20 protein-coding genes are annotated in these 24,964 nt (G+C 68.5%); 10 read left to right on the top strand and 10 right to left on the bottom strand.

All coding sequences use genetic code 11. The features are described from left to right. Nucleotide 1 precedes the first annotated feature (1 nt). Together FHS97_RS04500 and carA are read right to left on the bottom strand one after the other, a co-directional pair. Nucleotides 2-526 carry a hypothetical protein gene (locus tag FHS97_RS04500; RefSeq protein ID WP_184033646.1) on the bottom strand — a complete coding sequence of 175 codons (525 nt, stop codon included), beginning with the start codon at nucleotides 524-526 and terminating at the stop codon, nucleotides 2-4. Next, nucleotides 527-1,723 (bottom strand): glutamine-hydrolyzing carbamoyl-phosphate synthase small subunit, encoded by a 1,197-nt coding sequence (gene carA / locus FHS97_RS04495; RefSeq protein WP_184033643.1) that lies wholly within the window; start codon nucleotides 1,721-1,723, stop codon nucleotides 527-529. Between the two features lie 95 nt (nucleotides 1,724-1,818). Between carA and FHS97_RS04490 the strand changes: the two genes are divergently transcribed. The 5 genes from FHS97_RS04490 to FHS97_RS04470 all read left to right on the top strand — a co-directional run bounded on the left by FHS97_RS04490 (nucleotide 1,819) and on the right by FHS97_RS04470 (nucleotide 7,496). After that, nucleotides 1,819-2,271, top strand: coding sequence for a GatB/YqeY domain-containing protein (locus FHS97_RS04490; protein WP_184033640.1), 453 nt, complete (start codon nucleotides 1,819-1,821; stop codon nucleotides 2,269-2,271). 121 nt (nucleotides 2,272-2,392) lie between these two features. Continuing rightward, on the top strand, nucleotides 2,393-4,288 hold the full coding sequence (dnaG, locus tag FHS97_RS04485; RefSeq protein WP_184033637.1) for a DNA primase: 1,896 nt from the start codon (nucleotides 2,393-2,395) through the stop codon (nucleotides 4,286-4,288). Then, complete coding sequence (rpoD, locus tag FHS97_RS04480) at nucleotides 4,288-6,315, top strand: RNA polymerase sigma factor RpoD (RefSeq protein ID WP_184033634.1); 2,028 nt, start codon at nucleotides 4,288-4,290, stop codon at nucleotides 6,313-6,315. The genes dnaG and rpoD overlap by 1 nt, the downstream gene beginning before the upstream one ends. A 187-nt stretch (nucleotides 6,316-6,502) precedes the next feature. Further along, nucleotides 6,503-7,162 (top strand): DUF6975 family protein, encoded by a 660-nt coding sequence (locus tag FHS97_RS04475; protein WP_343053365.1) that lies wholly within the window; start codon nucleotides 6,503-6,505, stop codon nucleotides 7,160-7,162. Nucleotides 7,163-7,235: 73 nt separating this feature from the next. Beyond that, entirely contained in the window at nucleotides 7,236-7,496 is a 261-nt protein-coding gene (locus FHS97_RS04470) for a hypothetical protein (RefSeq protein ID WP_184033631.1), read from the top strand. An 18-nt stretch (nucleotides 7,497-7,514) separates the two neighbouring features. Here the strand turns inward: FHS97_RS04470 and FHS97_RS04465 are convergent, their stop codons facing one another. Further along, the gene (locus tag FHS97_RS04465; protein ID WP_184033628.1) at nucleotides 7,515-7,913 is read right to left on the bottom strand and encodes a hypothetical protein; all 399 of its coding nucleotides are present in this window, start codon (nucleotides 7,911-7,913) and stop codon (nucleotides 7,515-7,517) included. A gap of 135 nt (nucleotides 7,914-8,048) precedes the next feature. On the opposite strand from FHS97_RS04465, the gene FHS97_RS04460 reads away from it, so the two are divergent. Further along, nucleotides 8,049-11,201, top strand: a complete 3,153-nt coding sequence (locus FHS97_RS04460) for a TRCF domain-containing protein (RefSeq protein ID WP_184033625.1) — start codon at nucleotides 8,049-8,051, stop codon at nucleotides 11,199-11,201. A 261-nt stretch (nucleotides 11,202-11,462) separates the two neighbouring features. On the opposite strand, the gene FHS97_RS04455 is transcribed toward FHS97_RS04460, so the two are convergent. From FHS97_RS04455 to FHS97_RS04435, 5 genes are all read right to left on the bottom strand, one after another. Beyond that, nucleotides 11,463-12,764 carry an OmpP1/FadL family transporter gene (locus FHS97_RS04455; RefSeq protein ID WP_184033622.1) on the bottom strand — a complete coding sequence of 434 codons (1,302 nt, stop codon included), beginning with the start codon at nucleotides 12,762-12,764 and terminating at the stop codon, nucleotides 11,463-11,465. A 107-nt stretch (nucleotides 12,765-12,871) separates the two neighbouring features. After that, nucleotides 12,872-15,211: a 3-hydroxyacyl-CoA dehydrogenase/enoyl-CoA hydratase family protein gene (locus tag FHS97_RS04450; RefSeq protein WP_184033618.1), complete on the bottom strand. Its 2,340-nt coding sequence runs from the start codon at nucleotides 15,209-15,211 to the stop codon at nucleotides 12,872-12,874. Beyond that, complete coding sequence (locus FHS97_RS04445) at nucleotides 15,211-16,347, bottom strand: thiolase family protein (protein ID WP_184033615.1); 1,137 nt, start codon at nucleotides 16,345-16,347, stop codon at nucleotides 15,211-15,213. The genes FHS97_RS04450 and FHS97_RS04445 overlap by 1 nt, the downstream gene beginning before the upstream one ends. Before the next feature lie 228 nt (nucleotides 16,348-16,575). Then, nucleotides 16,576-17,301: a TorF family putative porin gene (locus tag FHS97_RS04440; RefSeq protein WP_184033612.1), complete on the bottom strand. Its 726-nt coding sequence runs from the start codon at nucleotides 17,299-17,301 to the stop codon at nucleotides 16,576-16,578. A 7-nt stretch (nucleotides 17,302-17,308) separates the two neighbouring features. Beyond that, nucleotides 17,309-17,743, bottom strand: a complete 435-nt coding sequence (locus FHS97_RS04435; protein WP_184033609.1) for a hypothetical protein — start codon at nucleotides 17,741-17,743, stop codon at nucleotides 17,309-17,311. Nucleotides 17,744-17,897: 154 nt separating this feature from the next. On the opposite strand from FHS97_RS04435, the gene FHS97_RS04430 reads away from it, so the two are divergent. Genes FHS97_RS04430 through FHS97_RS04420 form a run of 3 tightly spaced genes read left to right on the top strand, consistent with a single transcriptional unit; the run spans nucleotide 17,898 to nucleotide 21,218 of the window. Then, nucleotides 17,898-18,347 (top strand): DUF2721 domain-containing protein, encoded by a 450-nt coding sequence (locus FHS97_RS04430; protein WP_184033606.1) that lies wholly within the window; start codon nucleotides 17,898-17,900, stop codon nucleotides 18,345-18,347. A 25-nt stretch (nucleotides 18,348-18,372) separates the two neighbouring features. Further along, complete coding sequence (locus tag FHS97_RS04425) at nucleotides 18,373-20,163, top strand: copper resistance system multicopper oxidase (protein ID WP_184033603.1); 1,791 nt, start codon at nucleotides 18,373-18,375, stop codon at nucleotides 20,161-20,163. Beyond that, the gene (locus FHS97_RS04420; RefSeq protein ID WP_246346438.1) at nucleotides 20,160-21,218 is read left to right on the top strand and encodes a copper resistance protein B; all 1,059 of its coding nucleotides are present in this window, start codon (nucleotides 20,160-20,162) and stop codon (nucleotides 21,216-21,218) included. The genes FHS97_RS04425 and FHS97_RS04420 overlap by 4 nt, the downstream gene beginning before the upstream one ends. Nucleotides 21,219-21,248: 30 nt before the next feature. On the opposite strand, the gene lldD is transcribed toward FHS97_RS04420, so the two are convergent. Both lldD and FHS97_RS04410 read right to left on the bottom strand, forming a co-directional pair. Beyond that, on the bottom strand, nucleotides 21,249-22,394 hold the full coding sequence (gene lldD / locus FHS97_RS04415) for an FMN-dependent L-lactate dehydrogenase LldD (RefSeq protein WP_184033599.1): 1,146 nt from the start codon (nucleotides 22,392-22,394) through the stop codon (nucleotides 21,249-21,251). A gap of 100 nt (nucleotides 22,395-22,494) precedes the next feature. Next, a complete protein-coding gene (locus FHS97_RS04410) occupies nucleotides 22,495-23,316 on the bottom strand; it encodes a TrmB family transcriptional regulator (RefSeq protein WP_184033596.1) in 822 nt (273 codons plus the stop codon). 364 nt (nucleotides 23,317-23,680) lie between these two features. Here FHS97_RS04410 and FHS97_RS04405 point away from each other — a divergent pair, with 364 nt between their 5' ends. Next, entirely contained in the window at nucleotides 23,681-24,865 is a 1,185-nt protein-coding gene (locus FHS97_RS04405) for an MBL fold metallo-hydrolase (protein ID WP_425506282.1), read from the top strand. The last annotated feature ends 99 nt before the right edge of the window (nucleotides 24,866-24,964 follow it).

Below are 24,964 nucleotides of genomic sequence, written 5' to 3'. Positions count from 1 at the left end.
CTTAGTTCGTATCCGCCTTCTTCTGTTCAGCGCCGGCAAGTGGATCACTCGGATTTAAACGTTGCTGCTCTTTTGCACATTTGCGTAGCGCTTCAACAGCTTCGCTCGAGCCGTCGAGCTTTAGAGACGCCAGAACTTTGTCATCCAATACAAATGCCATGACTGACGATGATGATAAATCTTTAAGCGCCTCCCAGCCCTTCAGAGACATGGAAATCCCACCGACACCATCGATTTTTGTCCCGAGGGCTGTAAGAACTCCCCACCCATCGTCAATTGCTCCACCCCTTACAAACGACAGGCTAATCTTGTACGATTTTCCACGATCCGCCGATCTAAAAGCGGGGTCAGTGTAGATAATACGAACATTATCTAAGCCATAGTCATAATTGACGAACAATGTACTTGCACTCTCATACTCTCTAGCGAGCAAGCAAGCACCATCGTTATCAGCAACAACCCATCCGTTGCTGCGATAGTGCGCACTTGTTCCAGCCAAAAGGACTGAAAGCAGCAAGCCAGTCATCTAGATAGACTCACGTAATGCACCCACAAACCGCTCGAACAGATAGAAGCTATCCTGCGGTCCCGGGCTCGCCTCGGGGTGATACTGCACCGAGAATGCCGGCCGATCGGTCAGCTCGATCCCCGCGTTCGACCCGTCGAACAGCGACACATGCGTCTCGCGTGCATTCGCGGGCAGCGAGTCGCGCTCGACCGCGAAGCCGTGGTTCATGCTGGTGATCTCGACCGCGCCGTCGTCGACGCGCTTGACCGGATGATTCGCGCCGCGATGCCCCTGGAACATCTTCGTCGTCCGCGCCCCCACCGCCAGCGCCAACAACTGGTGCCCGAGGCAGATGCCGAACAGCGGCTTGCCGGTGTCGAGCAATTGCCGGATCACCGGCACCGCATATTCCCCGGTCGCCGCAGGATCGCCGGGGCCGTTCGACAGGAAGATGCCGTCCGGGCCCAGGGCCATGATCTCGTCGAACGTCGCATTCGCCGGTACGACCGATACCTTCGCACCCGCCTGAACAATGTTCCGGAAGATGTTAAACTTGCTGCCATAGTCGATCGCGACGACATGCGGCCGCGCCGCGCTTTGGGCCCCGTCTGCGGCACCTTCGCCAACATCGAACCCGAAGCCGAGCTTCCAGATGCCGCCCGCCCACGTCCCGTGCGTCTCGCGGGTGACGTCCTTGGCGAGGTCCATCCCCTCCAGCCCCGGCCAGCCGCGCGCCATCTGGAGCAAGGCGTCGAGATCGAACGCCCCGGTCGGCGAGTGCGCGACCACGCCGTTCGGCGCGCCGCCCGAGCGGATGCGCCGCGTCAGCGCGCGCGTGTCGATCCCGGCCAGCCCGATGCGCGTGTGGCGCTTCATCCAGCCGTCGAGATTCTCCATCGCGCGGAAATTGCTGGGCGCGGTCGGGTCTTCGCGGACGATCATGCCCAAAGCGTGCGGGTTGTCCGCCTCGACGTCGTCGGGGTTCGCGCCGACGTTGCCGATATGCGGGAAGGTGAAGGTGATGATCTGCCCGGCAAAGGACGGATCGGTCATGATCTCCTGATAGCCGGTCATCGCGGTGTGGAAGCACACCTCGCCGACCGCCGCGCCCTCCGCCCCGAAGCCGCGCCCCCACGCGACCTCTCCATTGGCCAGAACGAGGACGCCGGTGGCGCCTTCGGGCATGGGGGCGTGCGGAAACTCTGGCTCGGCCATGATGGGCGGGCACTCCTTGAAAGGGTCGGCAATGTCGCTAAGCCCCGCCCGCTAGAGACGCATCGGCGATGCGTCAATCTGTTAAGGACGAGTAGATGATTCGCGACGACATCAAGGCAGCGCAGATCGCGGCGATGAAGGCCGGCGACAAGGAAGCGCGCGGCGCTATCGGCTTGATTCAGGCGGCGATCAAGAATCGCGACATCGAGGCGCGCACCGGCACGGCCCCGACCGACGATGACGCATTGGTAATCGAGGTGCTGCAGAAAATGGTGAAGCAGCGCCGCGAATCGATCGCGATGTACGAACAGGGCGGCCGGGCCGAGCTCGCCGCCGCCGAGGCCGCCGAGGTCGCGGTGATCGAGCGCTTCCTCCCCGCGCAGATGAGCGAGGACGAGACGAAGGCGGCGATCGAGACGATCAAGGCCGATCTGGGCGCGTCGGGCATGAAGGACATGGGCCGCGTGATGGCCGAACTAAAGGCGCGCCACGCCACGACGCTCGACATGAGCAAGGCAAGCGGGCTGGTGAAGGCGGCGTTGGCATGATCTGCGCCGATCGCCCATCAGGGCGCGCGTAACGGCACCCTGACGGGCGATCGGCGACGGTCCGTGAACGGTCATTGCCGGTTCACGGTAAATCGGCCATAAGCGCCGGTATAATGCGAAGGTGAGTTTGACCCCCGCCTTCCTCGACGAGCTTCGCGCGCGCACCTCGCTGACCGCGCTCGTCGGCAAAACGGTGAAGCTCACCCGCGCCGGCCGCGAGTCGAAGGGCTGCTGCCCGTTTCACAACGAAAAGACCCCCAGCTTCTACGTCAACGACGACAAGGGCTTCTACCATTGCTTCGGCTGCTCGGCGCATGGCGACGCGATTCGCTGGCTGACCGATCATCAGGGCCTGCCGTTCATGGATGCGGTGAAGGAACTCGCCGCCGCCGCCGGGATGGAGGTCCCCGCCCCCGACGCCCGCGCCGCGCAGCGCGCTGAAAAGGCGAAGTCGCTCCATGACGTGATGCAGGCCGCCGCCGACTGGTTCACCCAGCAACTCGGCGGCATCGACGGCGCCGAGGCGCGCGCGTTGCTCGACCGGCGCGGGATCAAGGACGCGACGCGCAAGGCGTTCGGCTTCGGCTACGCCCCCGACGCACGCGGCCGGCTGCGCACCGCGCTCAAGGATTTCGGCGACGAGATGCTCGTCGAGACCGGGCTGCTGATCCAGGTCGAGGGCAAGGAGCCCTATGATCGGTTCCGCGGCCGGCTGATGATCCCGATCCGCGATCCGCGCGGGCGGGTGATTGCGTTCGGCGGGCGGATCATCGGCGAAGGCGAGCCGAAATACCTCAACTCGCCCGACACCCCGCTCTTCGACAAGGGCCGCACGCTCTACAACCTCGATCGTGCCTTGCCCGCCGCGCGCAAGACCGCGCGGCTGTTCGTGGTCGAAGGCTATATGGACGCGATCGCGCTGGCGCAGGGCGGGATCGGCGAGACCGTCGCCCCGCTCGGCACCGCGCTGACCGAGCAGCAGCTCGAGCGGCTGTGGCGCGTCGTCGACGTGCCGATGCTGTGCTTCGATGGTGATAAACCCGGACAGAAGGCCGCGATCCGCGCCGCGCATCGCGCGCTGCCGATGCTGGCGCCCGGCCGCAGCCTCGGCTTCGCGACCTTGCCCGAGGGGCAGGACCCGGACGATCTGATGCGTGCCAAGGGCGCGCAGGGCTTCGAGGCGCTGGTCCGTGAGGCGGAGCCGCTGGTCGATCGCCTGTGGAAGCACGAACTCGCCGCCGAACCGCTCGACACGCCGGAGCAGCGCGCCGGCCTGAAGAAGCGGCTGAACGATCTCGCCGAGACGATCGCCGACCCGTCGGTGAAGTCCGAATACAAGGCGGAATTCCGCAACCGCTTCGACGAGCGCTTCGCGCGCCAGCGGCAGCCGTTCCAGCAGCGCCAACCCTTCTACCCGATGGGGCAGCGCAAGCCGGGCCAGAAATGGTCGCCGCCCCCGCCGCCCGTCACCGAAGACGCCAAGAAGGTCGGTGCCGCCGGCAATATCGACCGCGTGCTGGCCAAGGCGGTGCTCGCCGGGTTGATCCGCCACCCCGCGGAGATCGCGCGGCACATGGAGGTGCTGGGCAGCCTCAAGCTCGCCGACGGCGCGCTCGGACGGCTGTTTGAGGCGGTGGTCGATGTCGCACTGGAGGACCACCGCGCCGCGCCGCTTGATAGCGGCGGGCTCGTCACCATATTGGCGCGATCCGGTTTCGAAGCGATCGCCCACGATCTTCTGAGAGCCGATACGATGCCCTATTCGTTCACCCGTGCCGGTGGCGACGAGAAACAGGCACGCGAGGACCTCGACGAGGCGATCGCGGTGCTGATCGCGCGGCCGGAGGTAGATGCGGCGCTCGCGGAGGCAACCTCCGCGATGCAGACGCATTTCACCGCCGAGGCGTTCGAACGGCAGGTGGCATTGGTGAACGAACAGCGCGCGCTCGACGAGCGGCTTGCAAATCTGGTGCAGGCAAACGAAGACGCCCGCGCGCTTGGACCCGAGGACGATTGATGGCGAAGATGAACGGTGGCGGTGCTGACGAAGGCGCGGAAGTGGCCGATGCTCCGCTGATCGACCTGAACGACGCGAACATCAAGAAGCTGATCGCCCGCGCCAAGAAGCGCGGCTACATCACCTACGACCAGCTCAACGAAGCGCTCCCGCAGGATCAGATGTCCTCCGACCAGCTCGAGGACGTGATGTCGGCGCTCAACGAGATGGGCGTCAATATCGTCGAGAACGAGGAAGCGGGCGAGGACGGCGAGACCGAGGAGCGTGCCGACGACGACGAGCAGGAAGCCGTCGACGGCGAGGCCGATGGCTCTGCGCCTGCGGTCGAAAAGAAGAAAGAGACGATCGATCGCACCGACGATCCGGTGCGGATGTACCTGCGCGAGATGGGGGCGGTCGAGCTGCTGTCGCGCGAGGGCGAGATCGCGATCGCCAAGCGCATCGAGGCCGGCCGCGACACGATGATCCTCGGGCTGTGCGAAAGCCCGATCACCTTCAACGCGATCATCGACTGGTCGACCGCGCTCAACGAAGGCACGATGCAGCTGCGCGAGATCGTCGATCTCGACGCGATGCTCTCCAAGGGTCCGTCGGCCGAGCAGGTCGAGGGGGCCGAGGACGATACGGGCGAGATCAGCGCCTCGAACGCCGGACCGCAGTTCAAGGAAGAGGACGAGCCCGAGGAAGCGCCCGCCGACGACGATGACGACATGACCGAGCGTCGTGCGCCGCGGCCGTCCGACGAGGAAGAGGAGGACAATACCCTCAGCCTCGCGCAGATGGAGGAGACGCTCAAGCCGCAGGCGCTGGAGAAGTTCGCCAACATCACCGCCATCTACCGCAAGTTCTCCAAGATGCAGGAGAGCCGGCTGGAGGCGATGAGCGGCGGGATCGAGCTGTCGGCCGCCGAGGAGCGCAAGTACCAGAAGCTGCGCGAGGACCTCACCGCGGAGGTCGAGAGCGTCCAATTCCACCAGACGAAGATCGAATATCTGGTCGACCAGCTCTACAGCTACAACCGCCGGCTGACGACGCTGGGCGGGCAGATGCTGCGGCTGGCGGAGCGCCACAAGGTCAACCGCAAGGATTTCCTCGAGCGCTACATGGGGCATGAGCTGGACGAGGGCTTCCTCGCCTCGGTGACCGGGCTCGACAAGAAGTGGACGGCGTTCGCGACCAACGAGGTCGCGGCGGTCGATCGCATCCGTACCGAGATCAGCGAAATCTCGCAGCAGACCGGCATGGCGCTCAGCGAGTTCCGCCGCATCGTCAATATGGTTCAGAAGGCGGAGCGCGAGGCGCGCATCGCCAAGAAGGAGATGGTCGAGGCGAACCTGCGGCTCGTGATCTCGATCGCCAAGAAATACACCAACCGCGGATTGCAGTTTCTGGATCTGATCCAGGAGGGCAACATCGGGCTGATGAAGGCGGTCGACAAGTTCGAGTACCGCCGCGGCTACAAGTTCTCGACCTATGCGACGTGGTGGATCCGGCAGGCGATCACGCGCTCGATCGCGGATCAGGCGCGCACGATCCGCATCCCGGTCCATATGATCGAGACGATCAACAAGCTGGTGCGCACCAGCCGCCAGTTCCTGCACGAGCAGGGCCGCGAACCGACCCCGGAGGAGATGGCCGAGCGCCTCTCCATGCCGCTGGAGAAGGTCCGCAAGGTGATGAAGATCGCCAAGGAGCCGATCAGCCTCGAAACGCCGATCGGTGACGAGGAGGACAGCCACCTCGGCGACTTCATCGAGGACAAGAATGCGGTGATCCCGGTCGATGCCGCGATTCAGGCGAACCTCAAGGAGACCGTGACGCGCGTGCTGGCGTCGCTCACCCCTCGTGAGGAGCGCGTGCTGCGGATGCGGTTCGGCATCGGAATGAACACCGATCACACGCTGGAAGAGGTCGGCCAGCAATTCTCGGTCACGCGCGAGCGCATCCGCCAGATCGAGGCCAAGGCACTGCGCAAGCTCAAGCATCCGTCGCGCAGCCGCAAGATGCGCAGCTTCCTCGACCAGTAACCTTCTATGGAGAGCGGGCCGCATCCCGCTCTCCCGCCCGGCGCAGACCGACGATCCGGGTCAACGATCGTAAAATCGCCGTGGCGCTCATCTCGCTGTAAACCGCGCCTTCACTTCCCCGCCTTATCGTCATCGCCGACCCACCGCGCCGCTACCGGCCGACGGGCGCTACCGAGCGGAGGAAAGCGTGACCATCGCCATCGACAAGCGGCCGCAGGGCTGCGCCGGGACGATCATGGCAATGATCGCCAGCGACGGCACCGCCGCCGCACCGCACGCGCGCGCGCTGACCGAGCCGACCGCCACGTTGCGCGACATCGCCGATGCGATCCACGCCTTGTGCATCATTCACGGCTCCTTCCCCGGGGTCGTAGACCATGCGCACCGCGGCTGCACCGATCCGCTGACGCGCGACTGGCTGGAACAGGCTGTGACCGCGGTCAGCGGCGAACGCGCCTTGCTGGTTCGGCTGACCGCAGCGGTCGGGCCGCTTCCCTCGACGCCCGGTCAGGCCGCCTCGCAAGCTGCGATCCTCGGTCAGCGCAACGCCTTGGAAATGCTGTCGCGCTCCGATCGCGCGGGCTGCGCGACCGGCACGGCGATCGCTTTCGTGCTCGACTGGGTCGCGGTCCGCGGGGTGCTCGACAGTTGCGCGCGCCGCATGGCGCTGCCCGCCGGCACGCCCTTTGCGGGCGCGGCAAGTCAGGCGATCGCCATGCTCAAGGCCATCGAAGCGAGCGCCTCGATCGAACGCGCGATGGCGTTCGGCGCACAGCAGATGCTCGCCCAGCATCGTGGGCTGTGGCACTTGCTCGAGGCCCGCGCCGCCGCACGCCACGCGATGTAACGCCGCGTAGGCATGAGCAATCCAGCTGGCAGAGGCGCAGACTCGCTGGTTTACGGGTGACCGACTGTGGCTGATGACGCGCGATCTTATTCCGGGCGATGCGCGCTGCCCGCGAAACATTAGCGGTTGCGCATCACGCACCCATCATCGCGCAGGTTGCAATTGCTGCAACACACTTCCTTCACCAAATAACCGGCACACGCTGCACCGCAGCAATCCCGTATTTCGTGAGGCCGTGATGCTCTATCTCGTCTATCTGATCGCCCAATACCGCCAGCAGGCCCGTGCGCGCGCCGTCGCTGCCAATGACACCGACGTCCGTCGCGCCGCCTGACCCGCGCGGGCGCAGCGTCTATTTGGCGGCGCTGCGCACATAGGGCGTGAAATTGCCGAGCAGCAGCGACGCCTTGGGGATGCGCGACATACGGTTGAGCGGGCGCACCTGATCGTTGCGGCACAATTGTCCGCCGAATGGCTCGGTGATCAGGATATCGTCGTCGTCGAGCGTCTCGGCACGCGCCTGCGGTACGTTGACGTAGATCCGCGAGCCTATCCGCCATGCGAGCGCCCGGTGCGAGATGATCTGCACCGCATTATTGTCGGTCGGGCTCACCGGGATGCAGCGCACCGGCGCCGCCGCGACACGCCCCTTGAGCAATCGGGCGAGATCGGCATCGGGACTCGACTGCGCGGCCTGCACGGGAACGGCGAAGGCGGCGACCAGCGCCGCGGCGGCGATCAGTTTCATCATGGAAACCCTCCTGACATAGGCTCGCTGAACCGATGCTGACCCGTGTCGATCCACGGCTGATCTGAAGCAAGCGAATGACGGCGGAACGGCGATGGCGCACAGCCCGTTTCTACCGCCTATGGATGCTTCCCGCTGATGCCCGCCGTCGATCCGGCCGCCCCGCTTTCCGTCGCCGAACAGGCCGCGATGCTTGCCGAACTGCTGGCGAAGCAGAACCTCATCGTCGCGCTCGCCGACGATGTCCGCGCCGCGGCGGTGGCGCAGGCGCTGGAAGCGGCGATGCCCGACGCGGCCGTGCTATTCTGCCCCGGCAGCGATGCGCTGCCCGGCGAGGATGCGCCGCCCTCCCCGGCCAATGTCGGGCAGCGCGTCTCGGCGCTGCGCCGGGCGCGCCGGTTCGCGGCGGACAAGCGCCCGCCGCGGATCGCGCTCCTCACCACCGGCGAGGCCCTGGCGCGCGCCTATCCTGCACCCGCCGCATTCGAATCGGTGCCGCCGACCATCCGGCACGGCGCGGCGCTCGACCTTGCCGCGCTCTTCGCCGAACTCGAGGAGCTCGGCTATATCAGTGACGAACGCGTCGACGAACCCGGCGAGGTCGCGCTGCGCGGGCAGGTGCTCGATGTCTTCCCGGCCGATGCGGCGCTGCCATTGCGCGTCGAGGTCGCCGACGGAAAGGTGGTCGCGCTGCGCTGCTACGATCCCGCCGACCAGCGCTCGATCGACGATGTCGCGGAGCGCGAACTCGGCCGCGTCGCCGAACCCGCCCCCGGCGACGATCGCGCCACCTTGCTCGACCATCTGCCCGGCGCGACGGTCGTCATCGACGAGGCCGCCGACGATCGTCGTCGTCGCTTCCTGACGCTCGTCGCCGACGCGACCCGCCGCGCCCCCAAGCGCGCCGCGCGCGACGTGATCGACGGCGCAGCGTGGGAGAAAGCGCTTGCCGGGCGCGAGCGACAGACGTTGACGCGCGAAGGCGAGCCGCCGCCACGCTTCGCTGAGCACAAGGCGCCGCTGCGCGCCTTTGCCAGACTGGCGACGGAGGCACGTAAGGCGGGTGACCGCATCGTGCTGCTCGGCAGCGCGCGTGACCTGCGCTTCCTGCGCGCACGGATCGCCAAGGCGCTTGGGGAGGAACCTCTCGCGGTCGACGCATGGGCCAAAGTCGCCAAGGCAAAGCGCGGCGCATTGCTGACGCTCGCATGGGCAGCGGACCGAGGCTTCCGGCGCAAGGGCGTGCTCGCAGTCGCCGCCGCCGATTTGCTCGGGAGCCGCGCCGAGCGCGAGCAACGCGCCGGCGTGCCGACCGATGCCGGCCTGCTCGATTTTGGCGAGATCCGGATCGGTGATGTCGTCGTTCATGAGGATCACGGGATCGGTGTGGTCGGCGGGCTTGAGCAACTGCCCGATGACGGCGGCGATGCCATCAAGCTCACCTATGCGCAGGATGGCGTGCGACTGGTGCCCGTGGGCGAGGCCGACCGCGTCTGGCGCTACGGCGCGGAGGCGGATGCGGTGACGCTCGACCGGCTCGACGGATCGAGCTGGCAGAAGCGCCGTGGCGAGATCGACGCCGCGATCGCGCAGAGCGCGCGCGACCTGACCGCGCTCGCCGAGGAACGCGCCGCGCGCGATGCGCCGGTGCTCGACCCCGATCCTGCCGCCTATGAGCGGTTCGCGGCCGGCTTCGCCTTCACCGAGACCGCCGATCAGGCCAAGGCGATCGCCGCGGTGCGCGCCGACCTTGCCGCCGGGCGGCCGATGGACCGGCTGGTGATCGGCGATGTCGGTTATGGCAAGACCGAGGTCGCGCTGCGCGCCGCCGCGCTCGCCGCGCTCGCGGGCAAGCAGGTCGCGATCGCCGCGCCGACCACCGTGCTGGCCCGCCAGCATCTCGACACCTTCGTCACGCGCTTTGCCGACAGTGGCATCGAGGTGGCCGGGCTGTCGCGGCTGTCGAGCGCCGCCGAGAAGAAGCGCGTCAAGGCCGGGCTTGCCGACGGCACGATCCAGATCGTCGTCGGCACCGGCGCGGTCGCAAGTAAGGGCGTGACCTACAAGGAGCTCGCGCTGGTCGTCATCGACGAGGAGCAGCGCTTCGGCGCGGCCGACAAGGACAAGTTGCGCGCATTGTCCGCCGGGCACGTCCTGACGCTGTCGGCGACGCCGATCCCGCGGACGCTGCAATCGGCGCTGGTCGGGCTGCAGCAATTGTCGCTCATCGCCACGCCGCCCGCACGCCGCCAGCCGATCCGCACCGCGGTCGGCAGCTTCAACCCCGAGACGCTGCGCGGCGCGCTGCTGCGCGAGAAAAGCCGCGGCGGGCAGAGCTTTGTCGTGGTGCCGCGGATCGCCGACATGGCTCCGCTCGCCGAACAGCTCGGCAAGCTGGTGCCGGACCTCGAGGTGATCGAGGCGCATGGCAAATTGCCCGCCGACGATCTCGACGCGGCGATGGTGCGATTCGGGCGTGGCGAGGGCGACGTGCTGCTTGCCACCAACATCATTGAGGCCGGGCTCGACGTGCCGCGCGCCAATACGATGGTGATCGCGCACGCCGACCGCTTCGGGCTGTCGCAGCTCCACCAGCTGCGCGGGCGCGTCGGGCGCGGCAGCCGGCGCGGGCAGGTGCTGCTGTTCACCGATCCGGACCACGAGATCGCGCCGCGCACGCTCAAGCGGCTGCGGACGCTGGAGGCGTTCGACCGGCTCGGCGCGGGGTTCGCGATCAGCGCGCGCGATCTCGACATGCGCGGGGCGGGCGATTTGCTCGGCGAGACGCAGGCCGGGCATATGAAGCTGATCGGGATCGATCTTTATCAGCAGTTGCTTGAAGGCGCGCTGCGCCGCGCGCGCGGCGAGGAGGTCGAGCGCTGGACCCCCGAGCTGCACCTCGGCATCGAGGGGCGCCTGCCCGAGACATGGATCCCCGACGAGGAATTGCGCGTGACGCTATACGCGCGGCTGGCGCGGATCACCGAAGCGGCGGCGCTCGACGCGCTGGAGGAGGAGCTGGAGGACCGCTTCGGCGCCTTGCCGGAGGAGGCGCGGACGCTGCTGGCGACCGCGCGGTTGCGGGTGGATGCGCGGGCGGCCGGGATCGCCAAGGTCAATGCCGGGCCGGCGGCGGTGGCGCTGGAGCCGCACAACGGCACCGCGATCGATGCGGCGGCGTTCGGGCTGGAGCAGAAGGAACGGCGCTTCCTGCTGCGCGAGCGGATCGACGATCCGTTCGCCCGGCTGGAGCGCGCCGGCGAGCTGGTCCGCGAGATGGCCGAGGCGTGAGCGCGCCGATGTTGGCGAAGGTGGCGCAAAACGGGGCTTGAAGCGCGCGCCGTGGCGATGGCGTGTGCGCGGGGACTCCAACGATAGCGATTGTTGGAGGGTGTAGGACAGCCGTTCCTACATCAATTTCGTCATTCCCGCGAAGGCCGGGATCCAGGCGCGCAGGTCGTTGCAAGAGCCGCGACGTCAGAGGTTCTGGCTTCCCGCCTTCGCGGGAATGACGGAGTGGGGAGGGAGCGAACCCCCTCCCCCCCGCCATCATCAGAAGCGAACGCGACCGCCGAGCGAAAGCACCACGGCGTGCGCATCTTCCAGCTGGCCGTTGACGAGGATCGGCGTCTGCACCGCGGTGCCGGCATAAGCCGCCGTCGTGCGATCGATCGTCGCATCGGCGAAGTCGACGTAATTGGCGGCGGCATCCAGCGAGAAATGCGGGGTGACGTCGAACGACGCGCCCAGCGCGTAATTCCAGCGGTTCGCATCGGGCACGCGCGCGTCACGCTCGCCGTCGCGGGTCGGGGTCAGCGTGCGCTGCGCCCCGCCACGCACCGTCAGCCGCGGCGTCACGGCATAATCCACGCCCGCGGCATAGCTCCAGATGCTGCGGTAGTTCTCGGGCAGCGCGGCGTTGAGCGGCGCGCCGAGCCGGATCGCGTCGAACTTCTCCCAGGTCGAGCGGATCGTCTGCGCGTTGAGCGTCAGCCGGTCGGTGGCGCGGAAGCGGCCGCCGACCATGATCTGCGCAGGGGTGTAGAAGCTCGCCTCGACATCGTTCACCGTGCGGTTCTGGCCGGCAAGCGGGCCGAGCAGCCCGCTGACGGTCAGGTCGCCCTTGAGCGTGTGCTTGATCGCCGACTTGTAGCTGACGCCGACCGTCGCCCAGTCGTTGTGCATCTGGAAACCGGCGGTCCAGCCCACGTCCCAGCCGCTGCCGGCCAGCTTCTGGCTGCCGTCGGCGAGCGATGCCGAAAGATTGGGCAGCGCGTTCGTCAGGCTGGCGTCGGTATGCTCGATGTTGGCGGCCCCGCCGACGCGCAACCAGTCGGTGACCGCCACTGCGACCGACGGCTGGATGTCGAACGTGCGCAGATACGTGCGGTCGGCGCTGTAGCGAGCCCAGCTATTGTTGTCATAGTCGGTCGTGAAACTGTACGGCGAGGTCACCGCGAGGCCGACCGCCAACCGGTCGCCGAGCGGCACCGCCACCGCGCCGGAGGGCAGCACGCCCTTGTTGATCGGGTCGCGCGACGACGACTCGCCGCCGACCGGCGCAAAGGTGCCACCGGGACGGCGGATCACGGTGCCATTGTCGACCACGTCACCCTTGGGGAGGATCACCGAGGCGCTGACCGTCGCCTCCGCCTTTTCAATCCCGGCGATCGCCGCCGGGTTCCACCACAGCGACGCCGCGCCGGTGTCGGCGGTTTCACCCGAGAAGGCACGGCCAGCGCCGCGCGCGGCCTGCTCCTGAAGGTAAAAAGCCTGCGCCTGCGCGACGCCGGCCAGCGCGGACGAACCGGCGAGCACGGCCAGTGAGGCAGTGATGCGGTGACGAGTGTTCATGGCGATCCTCATGTCTTTTTGTGTCTGGGCCCGGTGTTCCTGCGCCCCGTTCCGTTGAACGCAGGATGAACTGTCTCCCCCGCCCGGACCGACGGGGGAGATGTGGGTCAATTGCGCAACGGTTTGCCGGTCATCAACATGCTTTCGACGCGCGCATGGGTGCGTTCGTCATGCGCGCTTTCCATAAAGGCCTCACGCTCCAAATCGAGCAATTGCTGCTCGGTGACGGTGTCGACCAGATCGGCCTCGCCGCCGGTCAGCACATTGGCGAGCCGCCCCGCGACCACCTCGTCATAGGCGGTGGCGACGCCCTTGCGGCGGAAGTCGGCGACCGCACCGGCCAGCCCGGTCCGCCCGCTCGCGCCCGGCAGGCGGAAGGTCGGCGGCTCGGGCGGGGTGTAGCCGTCGACCATCTCCAGCGCCTTCGCCTTGGCGTCGGCGAGCAGCCGGTCGCGGTTCATGGTGATGCCGTCGGAGGGACACAGGAACGCCATCTCCTTCGCCTGCGCCGCCGAACGCGACACCTGCGCGGTCGAGATCAGCTCGAACGCCTTCATGACCGCCGGCATCGGCCCGCGCGGCATGCCCTTCGATTTGGCGAGGCGATCGAGCAACTCGCCGTGGCCGCCCCAGCCCGGCACCAGCCCGACCCCGGCCTCGACCAGCCCGATATAGCTTTCGGCATGCGCCTGCACCGCGTCGGAGTGGAGCAACACCTCGCAGCCGCCGCCCAGCGCCATGCCCGCGGGCGCGCTGACCACCGGGAACGGCGCGTATTTCAGCGCCTTAAACGCCTGCTGCCCGCCGACGATCAGCTTCTCGATCTCGCCCCACGCCCCGGCCTTCACCGCGAACAACGCGAGCCCAAGGTTCGCCCCGGCCGAGAAGTTGCTACCCTCGTTATAGATCACCAGCGCCTTGAACCGCTCCTGCACCAGCGGGATCGCCTGCTGGATCAGGCTGGCGACCTCGCCGTCGAGCGCGTTCATCTTCGCGGTGAATTCGAGGCACAGTACGCCGTCGCCGATGTCCCACAGCGCGGCGGATGCGCTTTTCGCCACCGGCTGCGAGCGGCGCTTAATGTCCTCGAGCAGCACGACGCCCTCGGCACGCGGCACGTGGTGATAGCTGCCGTCGCTGCCGAGATATTGCCGCACCCCGCCCTCGACGCGGTAGAAGGGGCGGTCGCCGACGGTGTCGAGGATCGCGGGGACGGTGCGTCCCTCGGCGCGCAGCCGCTCGGCCAGCTTGCCTGGCCCGAGCCGGTCGATCAGCTCGAACGGGCCGAACTTCCAGTTATAGCCGAGCTTCATCGCGTCATCGATCGCGACCACGTCGTCGGCGGCCTCGCCGACCAGCATCGCGGCATAGCTCAGCACGTTGCCGAGGATCGTCCACGCATAATCGCCGACCTTGCCGGGGACGGTCACCAGCGCGGCGAGGTCCTTTTCGGCGGCGGCGGGCAGCGCCTCGGGCTTCGCCTCGGGGCGATAGTCGCCGGTGGTCAGGTCGATTGCCAGCTTGGTGCGCTTGCCGTCCGCGCCCCCCGCTCCAGATTTGTCGAGCCGGTAGAAGCCACCCTTGCCCTTGCGGCCGGTAAAGCCCTCCGCGATCATCCGGTCGACCAGCGGCAGCGGGCGGACGGTGGCGAAATACGGGTCGCCCTGCGGCAGCGTGTCCGACAGGCTCTTGGCGAGCAACGGCATCAGGTCGACGCCGACGAGGTCGATCAGCGCGAAGATCCCGGTCTTCGGCACGCCCATCGGACGGCCGCCGATCTGGTCGGCCTCCTCGACGGTCAGCCCCTGATCGATCGCGGCATTGACCGCGACCGCCAGCCAATAGGTGCCGATCCGGTTGGCGATGAAGCCGGGCGTATCCTTGGCGCGGACGATCCGCTTGCCCATGAAGCGGTCGACGAAGTCCTCGACCTTGCCGGCGGTGCCGGGGTCGGTATCCGCGCCGCGGACGATCTCGACCAGCCGCATGTAGCGCGGCGGGTTGAAGAAGTGCGTGATGAGGAAGTCGTGGCGGAACTGCTCGCTGCGCCCCTCGACCAGCCGTTCGAGCGGGATCGTCGAGGTGTTCGACGACACCGCGGTGCCCGGACGCTTCAACGTCTCCAGCTTCGCATAGAGCGATTGCTTGATGTCGAGCCGCTCGACGATCGCCTCGACGATCCAGTCGCATTCGGCGACGCGCGCCAGATGGTCGTCGATATTGCCGGTCTCGACCAGCTTCGCCGCCGCCTTGGACATGAAGGGAGCGGGCTCGGTCTTGAGCATCTTCGCGACCGCGCCCTTGGCGACCGCGTCGCGATCGTCACCCTGTTTTGCGGGGATGTCGAGCAGCAGCACCGGCACGCCGGCATTGGCGACCTGCGCGGCGATCCCCGCGCCCATCACGCCTGCGCCGATCACGCAGACCTTTTTGATCGCTTCCGTCATCACACGCGCTCCAGCACGGTGGCGATGCCCTGCCCACCGCCGATGCACTGGGTGGCGAGCGCATAGCGCTTGCCCTCGCGTGCGAGCAAAGCGGCGGCCTTGCCGACGATCCGTGCGCCGGTCGCCCCCAGCGGGTGGCCGATCGCGATCGCGCCGCCGTCGAGGTTGATCGTCTCTTCCTTCAGCCCGAGGTCGCGGATGCAGGCGATCGCCTGCGAGGCGAACGCCTCGTTGATCTCGACGATGTCGAGGTCGTTGGCGGAAATGCCGGCGCGCTCCAGCGCCTTCTTCGACGCGCCGATCGGGCCGAGCCCCATCGTCTCGGGATCGCAGCCCGAGACGCTGATCGCCTTGATCCGCGCGAGGATCGGCAAATTGTGTTGCTTTGCGAACGCCTCCGAGGTGACCAGCACCGCGCTCGCGCCATCGGTGAGCGGCGAGGAGGTGCCGGCGGTCACCGAGCCTTCTGCCGAGAAGGCGGGCTTGAGCCCGGCGAGCGCCTCGGCATTGGTGTCGGGGCGGAGCGTGCCGTCCTGATCGACCGCGCCGGCCTTGGTCTGGATCGCGACGATCTCGTCGGACAGGCGGCCGTCCTCGCGTGCGGCGGCGGCCTTCTGCTGGCTCTTGACCGCGAACGCTTCCTGCTCGGTGCGGGTGATCTGGTACTTTTGCGCGACATTCTCGGCGGTCTGCCCCATGCCCATGTAGGCGCCGGCGCTCTTGGCGGCGAGTTCCGGGTTGGGGAGCGGGTTGTAGCCGCCCATCGGCACGCGGCTCATCGATTCCAGCCCGGCGCAGATATACGCCTCGCCCGCACCGACCGCGATCTGCCCCATCGCGATATGGATCGCGCTCATCGACGAGCCGCAGAAGCGATTGACGGTCATCCCGCCGACCGACAGCGGCAGGTCGGCGAGCAAACCGATCATCCGCGCGACGTTGAGCCCCTGCTCGCCCTCGGGGAAGGCGCAGCCGAGCACGATGTCCTCGATCAGCGCGGCATCGATGCCGGTCTTCTCGATCAGCCCGCGGATCGTCTGCGCGGCGAGGTCGTCAGGCCGGACCCGCGCCAGCGCGCCCTTGCCCGCCAGATGGAACGGCGACCGGGCATAGCCGGCAATCACGACGTCGGTCATCGGTAACCCTCTCGATGCGATATGTTGGCTACCGTTTACGTCAACGTCAGTGAGCGCTCAAGGGGGTTCTGCCTATTCCGTCGCTCCTGCGGAGGCAGGGGCCTATGGCTGTCGAATGTCGTGGAGGGTCTGACACAAGGATGTCGTCCGTGTGTCAGGTGCCTCGATCCGACGATGCAGACATGGGCCCCTGCCTGCGCAGGGGCGACGGCGTTTTTAGGTGGTTGGTCAGATCCCCAGCGAGATCCGCGCCGCCAGCCGGTCGCCGGCATGTTCGCGCACCGCGAAGCGCGACACGTCCGGTCCGTTGCGGATGTCGGTACCGGTATATTCCAGCGCCACCGTCAGCGGCCCGGTGATATGCTGCACCCCCAGCGACCAGTCGTGATAGGTCCCGTCCGGACGCAGCCGCGCGGCGCGGATCGCGTCGTCGACGCTGCCCGACGAGCGGCCGGCGCTGGCGGTCACCGTCCATGGCGTCGCGGGGATGCCAACGCGCCCGCGCACGCCGAGATAGAGATTGTCGCCGCCGATCGCGCTTTGCGACGGGGCGTAGCGCGCCTCGACCCCGGCCTGCGCCGGGCCGAGCGAGTAATTGAGCCCCGCGCCCAGCTCGCCATAGTTCATGTTCCCGCGCGCGCCGGTGAAGAAATGCCCGGTCGCGAACGCATCGAGGCGGAAGCCGGCGAGGTCGCGCGAATAGCCGAGCGTCGGCTCAATCACGCCGTCCGCGCCATCGTGGCGCGCGTCGCCGCGCGTCGCGAGCATGCGCGCGCCGAGATCGAACCCGGCAGGCAGGTCGACGCGCGCATAGGCCGACGGCGCCGCCTTGCCCTCGCTCCAGCTGATCCCGCGGCGGCGCTCGTCGGTAGCGAGTTCGACGCCGGCCTGCACCTGCGCCGCGGCGGGGAGTGCCGCCACGCCCGAGAGCATGGCGGCGATCACGTAACGCATCCGCACCTCAGCCGCGGACCCGGTCGTGCGCGGCATCGAGTTCGGCGACCAGCGCGTCCTGGTCGCGCGCGGCGACCGCGAGCAGGTGGTCGCGGACCTTGCCGCTGCGCGCCGCGACATCCTTGGCGATTGCGTCGCGCTGCGTATCGCACCAGCCCGGACGGCTGCCGGTCAGCGGCGCGTCGGCGCTGATCGTGCGCGCCATCACATGCCCGGCGGCGTGGCGTGCCTCGCGGTGGACGTCGACCGAGGCGGTCCAGGCGCAGCGCAGCTCGCTCGGGCGGCCCGGCGCGCCGACCGCGCCGACCTGCTTGTGCGCGACGTCGACTTCGCTGCGATAGGTGACGTCGACCTGCTGTCCGCGGTGATCCATCTGCACGCGGTGCGCCTCTTCGGCGATGGGGGTGCCGAGCAGCAGCCCGGCGACGATCGAGACGATCATGGCGTTTCTCCTTGCGTCGGCCCCGGACCATGCTGCCCGGTGACCGTATTCCGAGATACGTACGCGCCGCGCCGCTTCAACGATCCGGCCGCGTCCGTAACAATTTGTCATCCGACGTTGTCGATCGCGCCACGACACGCCACAACAGGCCGCCATGCCGCTATCGCCCGCCCTGCCCACCATCGCCGAGGCGATCCAGGCCTCGCTCAGCCCGGTGTTCGTGCTGACCGGCATCGGCGCGCTGCTCAACGTGCTGACCGGCCGGCTGTCGCGCGTGATCGACCGCGTGCGGGTGCTGGAGGAGCGGCATCCGCAGATCGACCTCGACGAACGCGCGCGGCTGGTTTGGGAATTGCGCCGCCTCGCCAAGCGGATGAGCGTCATCAACTTCGCCTTGTTCCTTGCGGTGGCCAGCGCGGTGGCGACCTGTATCGTCGTCGCCTTGCTGTTCATCGGCGCGCTGACCCGCAGCCATATCGGTCCCTATGTGGCGCTCAGCTTCATTCTCGCGATGTCGCTGCTGATCGCCGCGTTCGTGGCGTTCATGATCGAGGTGCGGCTGTCGAGTCGCGCGATCCGGGTCCGCGACGAACTGCTGCATTGACGCGCCGACGCCTTATATGAGCGCCATGACCAGCGATCATGACACGGCGGCCCGGTTCGGCCGCCGCGACCTTCTGCGTGCCGGCGGCGTGCTGGCGGCGAGCGCCTGTGCCCCGACCTGGGCGCAGTCGGGCAGCGCCGGGATCGCCGCACGCCCGGAAGTGTCGGGCGACGACATCCACCTGCGCATCGCGCATCAGATGATGACGATCGACGGCCGCCGCCGCCATGCGATCGGCATCAACGGCAGCGTGCCCGCGCCGCTGATCCGGCTGCGCGAGGGCCAGACCGTCCGGCTGCACGTCGAGAATGCGCTGGACGAGGAAAGCTCGATCCACTGGCACGGGCTGCTCGTGCCCTTCCACATGGACGGGGTGCCGGGCGTCAGCTTCCCCGGGATCGCGCCGCGCTCGACCTTCACCTACCAGTTTCCGGTAAAGCAGGCCGGGACTTATTGGTACCACAGCCATTCGGGGTTGCAGGAGCAGATGGGGCTGTACGGCCCGATCGTGATCGACCCCGCCACCCCCGATGCCGCCGCACCGGCGCGCGAGCATGTGATCCTGCTGTCCGATCACAGCCAGCTTCACCCGCACACGATCTTCCGCAAGCTCAAGCAGCAGGGCGGCTATTTCAATTACCAGAAGCAGACGCTGGCCGGGCTGCTCGCCGGGCGCGACCAGCCCGCAGGCGAGCGGCGAGCGTGGGGAAAAATGCGGATGGACCCGGCCGATATCGCCGACGTCACCGCCGCGACCTACACCTATCTGGTCAATGGCCACGGCCCGCGCGACCAATGGACCGGGCTGTTCGCGCCCGGCGAGCGCGTGCGGCTGCGGCTGGTCAACGCGTCGGCGATGACGACCTTCAACGTGCGGCTGCCGGGGCTGGCGATGACGGTGGTCGCGGCCGATGGGCTGGCGCTGCGCCCGGTGACGGTCGACGAACTCCAGATCGCGGTCGCCGAAACCTATGACGTGATCGTCACGCCAGACGACGACCGCGCCTATGCGCTGGTCGCCGAGAGCGTCGATCGCTCGGGCATGGCGCTCGCCACGCTCGCGCCGCGCGTCGGGATGCGCACCGCCGCTCCGCCGCTGCGACCCCGGCCGCTCGCAACCATGAAGGACATGGGGATGGGCGCGATGGCGATGGGCGGCGGCGAGGCGACGCCCGCGCACGACATGACCGACCATGACATGGCCGGTCACCAGATGGGCGGTCACGCCGCGGCCGGTCACGAGATGGGCGCGATGAACCACTCGATGCGCGACTTCGCCAACGCGCCCGAGGTGAAGCGCTCGCCGACCGTCCAGACGATCGCGCCGATGCCGGTCGATCGCACCGGCGAGCCCGGTCAGGGGCTGGCCGATGTCGGGCATCGCGTGCTGACCTATCGCGATCTCGTCGCCGCAGCGCGCAACCCCGACGTGCGCGCGCCCGACCGCGCGCTGCGCATCCATCTGACCGGCAACATGGAACGCTATATGTGGGCGTTCGACGGCGAGAAGCTGAACGAGGTGACCGCGCCCTTCGCGTTCCTCGAGAATGAGCGCGTGCGCGTGACGCTGGTCAACGACACGATGATGGGTCATCCGATCCACCTGCACGGCCATTATTTCGAGCTGGTCACCGGGCATGGCGAACACGCGCCGCGCAAGCACACGGTACAGGTCCAGCCCGGCGGCACCGTCACCTTCGACCTGACCGCCGATGCGGTCGGCGACTGGGCGTTCCACTGCCACATGCTCTATCACATGCACGCCGGGATGATGCAGGTCGTCACCGTCCGCCCGCGCGGCGAGGGTGCGGCATGAGCGTGACGCTGGCGCTCGCGCTCGCCGCCGCGCAGATGCAGGGGATGGATCATGCCGGGCACATGCCGGGCATGACGATGCCGATGCACAGGCCGGCCGCGACGCCGAAGCCGAAGCCGCGTGCGGTGAAGCGCCCGACGCGGCACAGGGCGACCGCGATGCCGATGCCCGAGGTCGCGGCCTGTTCGCCCGAACACGCCGCGATGGGGCATTGCGAGGCCCCTGCCTCGATCCCGGCGACCGGTCCGTCCGAGCCCTGCCCGCCCGAACATGCCGCGATGGGCCATTGCACCGCCGCGTCGCGCGACGCGATGGCAAGCGGCACCGCGCTGCCCGTCGGCAACGCCCCTGCCCCCGCCGCGCCGGCACCGATCTATGCAGACCGCGTCTGGGGCGCAGGCGCGATGGCACCGGCCCGCGCGCGGTTGCGGCAAGAACACGGCGGGATGACCTTCACGCAGGTGATGCTCAACATCGCCGAGCTTCAGCCGCGCGGCGGCCGCGACGGCTATCGCTGGGACGGCGCGGCATGGTTCGGTGGTGACGTCGACCGGCTGGTGGTCAAGAGCGAGGGCGACGGCCGCTTCGGCACCCGCACCAGCGGCGAAGTGCAGGCGCTCTACAGCCGCGCGATCGGGCCCTATTTCAACGTGCAGGGCGGCGTGCGGCAGGACATCGGCGCGAACCGCCGCTATGCCGTCGCGGGCGTCGAGGGCCTTGCGCCTTATTGGTTCGACGTCGAGGCGACCGCCTTCGTCTCCGACCACGGCGACGTGCTGGCGCGCGTCGAGGGCTATTACGACCAGCGCATCACGCAGCGGCTGATCCTGCAACCGCGCGCCGAGCTGAACCTGTCGGCGCAGCAGGTCGTGCAGGACCGGATCGGCGCCGGGCTGGTCGATGCCGAGTTGGGCGTGCGGCTCCGCTACGAGCTGCATCGCGAGTTCGCGCCCTATGTCGGCGTGTCGTGGGAGCGCGCGTTCGGCGCGACGCGGCGGCTGCGCGGTGACGACGGCGGCGCGGTGGTGGCGCTGGGGGTGCGGGCGTGGTTTTGACGTCAGTCGGTTTCGGCTACCAACCAACGCTCACCGCACCAGCGCATCCCCGGTAATCTTGTCGATGCTGGTGCAACTGGTCAGCGCCATCGCCACCCGCATCTCGGCCTCGACGAGTTGCAGCATGTGGCTCACCCCCGCCTCGCCGCGCGCCGCGAGCGCATAGACCCACGCGCGCCCGAGCAGCACGCCGTGCGCGCCCAGCGCCAGCATCCGCACCACGTCGAGCCCCGAGCGCACCCCGCCGTCGGCCAGCACCGTCATCCGGTCGCGCACCGCCTCGGCGATCGCCGGCAAGGCGCGTGCGGTCGAGGGCACGCCGTCGAGCTGGCGGCCGCCGTGATTGGACACCACGATCCCGTCCGCGCCCAGTTCGGCGGCTGCCAGCGCGTCCTCACGGTCGAGAATGCCCTTGATGACCAGCGGCCCGTCCCAGCTGTCGCGGATGAACTCCAGATCGCGCCACGAGACGGTCGGGTCGAAATTGTTGCGCATCCAGGCAAAGAAATCCTCCAGCCCGGTATTGCGACCCAGCACCGGCGCGACGTTGCCGAGCTGGTGCGGACGCCCGCGCACCCCGACGTCCCACGCCCAGTGCGGGCGCAGGACCGACTGCCACGTCCGCCGCAGCGCCCCCGCCAGCCCCGGCGCGCCGGCTAGCCCGCTGCGATAGTCGCGGTAGCGCGAGCCCGGCACCGGCATGTCGACGGTGAAGATCAGCGCGCTGCACCCCGCCGCGCGCGCCTTCGCGAGCAGGTCCTTCATGAACGCGCGGTCGCGGATCATGTAGAGCTGGAACCAGAATGGCGCGTCGGTCTGCGCCGCGACCTCACCGATCGGGCAGGCCGAAACGGTCGACAGGCAGAACGGCACCCCGGCCTTGTTCGCGGCGCGCGCCGCCTGCACCTCGCCGCGTCGCGCGTTCATCCCCGCCAGCCCGATGGGTGCGAGCGCGACCGGCAATGCCTGCCGCCGCCCGAACAATTCGGTGGAAAGGTCGAGCGTCGAGACATCGGTCAGCACGCGCTGGCGCAGCGCGATCTCGGCGAGGTCGTCGACGTTGCGGCGCAGCGTCGCCTCGGCATAGCTGCCGCCGTCGATATATTCGAACAGGAACCGCGGCAGCCGCCGTCGCGCCAGTTCGCGATAGTCGAGCGCCGATGCTGCCTTCGCCATGTCCTGCCGCGTCCTCCGTCGTGATCGCGCGCCTACCTAGCCGAGGATCGCGACGATGCCACCCCTCGTCAGGCAGGTCGCCGCCTGCGCGCCGCCCCGGTCAGCTCGCGCCGCCGTCGCGCTGCGCCATCAGCATCTGCAACCCCGGCGGCTGCGCCTGTTGCAGCGACAGGTCGCGCAGCGGATCGGTCGGATCGGCGCGGAACGCCACCAGGCGGATATGCGCCGCGACATAGGAGTGCAGGAAACAGCTCTGGAAGATGCTGTCGCTCCACAGGCCGTTGAGCACATGCTCCATGTCGAGCGACAATTGCGCCATCAATTGCTGCGCGCCATCGGCGACCACCAGCACGCCGACCCCCGGCCAGCCATCCCCGACGAACGCCGCCGCCTCGCGGTTGAACGGCACGGTCGGCCCGGCATGTTCCTCGCGATAGGCGATCCCCGCCACCGTCACGCCGCGCGCGCGTGCGGCCTCCATGTCCTCGGCGAACAGGTCGAAGATCGCCGGGAACAGGTCGAACAGCACGATCTCGCGCGCCTCGGCGATCATCGCGCGGACGCGTTCGATGACGTGCGGCACCGAGCGAAGCTGGAAGAACTCCTCGGCGCGAGTCGGCTGATAGACCGCGCTCAGCGACTTGAACGCCTCGCCGTGCCGGCGGTCGAAATCACGCTTGAGCGAGGCGAACAGCTCGGCGGGCGGGATCGGGGTGTAGGTGACCGGATCGCTGCTGTTGCTTGCGAGCAGCACGCCCTTCTGCTCCATCACCTTCAGCGCCTGATAGACGTTGGCGGGCGCCTTGCCGACGCGCTGCGACAGGCGATAGCCGGTGGCGGGCGCCTGGCGGAGCAGCTCGGTATAGAGCGACGATTCGAGGTCGGTGAATCCGAAGGCGCTGAGCGCGGTGTTCGGCGGCATGGCATACTCCGGGAGAAATCGCGGGCGCCATGTCCCGGCCGACCCGCTGCGGCGCTATATAACAGATTTGCTACCAATCCAGCGACTTGCGTTGGCGAACGGCGGGTGTTCGTCGCAATGGTCGCACATCGGTGTTCCCGTCGGCGCTTCGACGTCCGCGATTACTCGGCCGCGCCGCTGCGGTGCGGCCGGGCCGGTCGAACGCGGGACACAGGCGGGCGCAGGGTCCGGCGCTGCGGGGAGTGCGACACAATCCGTCGATCCCGCCGCCGGGATGCCGCTGCCGACGGCGCCTGCCAGGGATCGAACGACCGCTGCGATCATTCCGCCACTTCAGCTCCCGGGGAAGGAACGGCGCGTGCCGATCGTCAGAAGGATCGCAAGAACCGCGCTCGCCGCCACCCTGCTGCTCGTCATCGCGACCGGCCTCGCGGTTACGATCATCCCGCGCTTCCTCGATCGCCGCTACTACGAAGGTCCGCGCTCCGATCATTATGATGGCGCGCGCTTCTTCAACCCGGACGGCGACGACACGATGGCGCCCCCTGCGGGCGGCAGCCGCGGCGGATTCCTGTGGCGGCAACTGACCGGCAGCGACGACCGCCCGGCCTGGCCCGACCGCGTCGCCGTCACCCCCGCCCGGCCACCGGCGCGCGTCGCCGGAACGCGGATGCTGGTGACATGGATCGGCCACGCCACCGTGCTGATCCAGACGCAGGGGCTCAACATCCTCACCGATCCCGTCTGGGGCGCGCGCGCCGGGCCGTTCGGCTTCGGCCCGCGTCGCGTCGCCGCGCCGGGGGTGCGCTTCGAGGATCTGCCGCGCATCGATCTCGTGCTGGTCAGCCACAATCATTACGACCATCTCGAACAAGCGACGCTCAAACGACTGTGGCAACGCGATCGCCCGACGATCGTCACCAGCCTCGGCAACGACAGCGTCATCGCGCAGACCGGTGCGCGCGCCATGGCGCTCGACTGGCGCGGCGGGGTGCAGATCCGCCCCGGCGTCCGCGTCGCGGTCACCCGCAACCACCATTGGGGCAGCCGCTGGTTCGCCGATCGCAATCGCGCCTTGTGGTCGAGCTTCGTCGTACAACTCCCTGCGGGCGGCAATCTGTTCTTTGCGGGCGACACCGGCTTCGGCGACGGACAATGGCCCGCGGAGGCCGCCGCGCTCGGCCCGGTCCGGCTCGCGCTGCTCCCGATCGGGGCGTTCCGCTTCGTCCCCGGGCAAATGGCGTCGGGCGCGCATATCGGCCCCGCGCAGGCGGCGCTGGTGTTCGAGCGACTGCGCGCCGCCCATGCGCTCGCGATCCATTGGGGGACGTTCCGGCTGTCCTATGAAGCGCGCGACACGCCGCCGCGGATGCTGTCGGCGGCGATGAAGTGCCTCGGGCGCACCGGCTTCGACGCGGTCGCGATCGGGCGGACGATCGAGGTGCCGCCCGCGACCACCGCGCCCCCGTCGCCGCCACCGCCACCGATGACGACCCCGGCCGCGATGCTCGCCTGCCTCGACACGCCCGCGGTGCGGGCAATGCGCTAGCCCGAGCCGCCATATACCCGCTTTGTTCCGCAAAACACTGGCGAGCCGCGCCGCCTGTTGCTACACGCGTCCCAGCACCGTGGCCACCGCTCGCAAGAT

The sequence above is a fragment of the Sphingomonas endophytica genome, from assembly GCF_014199415.1.
In the GTDB taxonomy this organism is placed as follows: domain Bacteria; phylum Pseudomonadota; class Alphaproteobacteria; order Sphingomonadales; family Sphingomonadaceae; genus Sphingomonas; species Sphingomonas endophytica.
The sequence above is the reverse complement of the archived record's forward strand: the minus strand, read 5'-3'. Positions and strand labels throughout refer to the sequence as shown.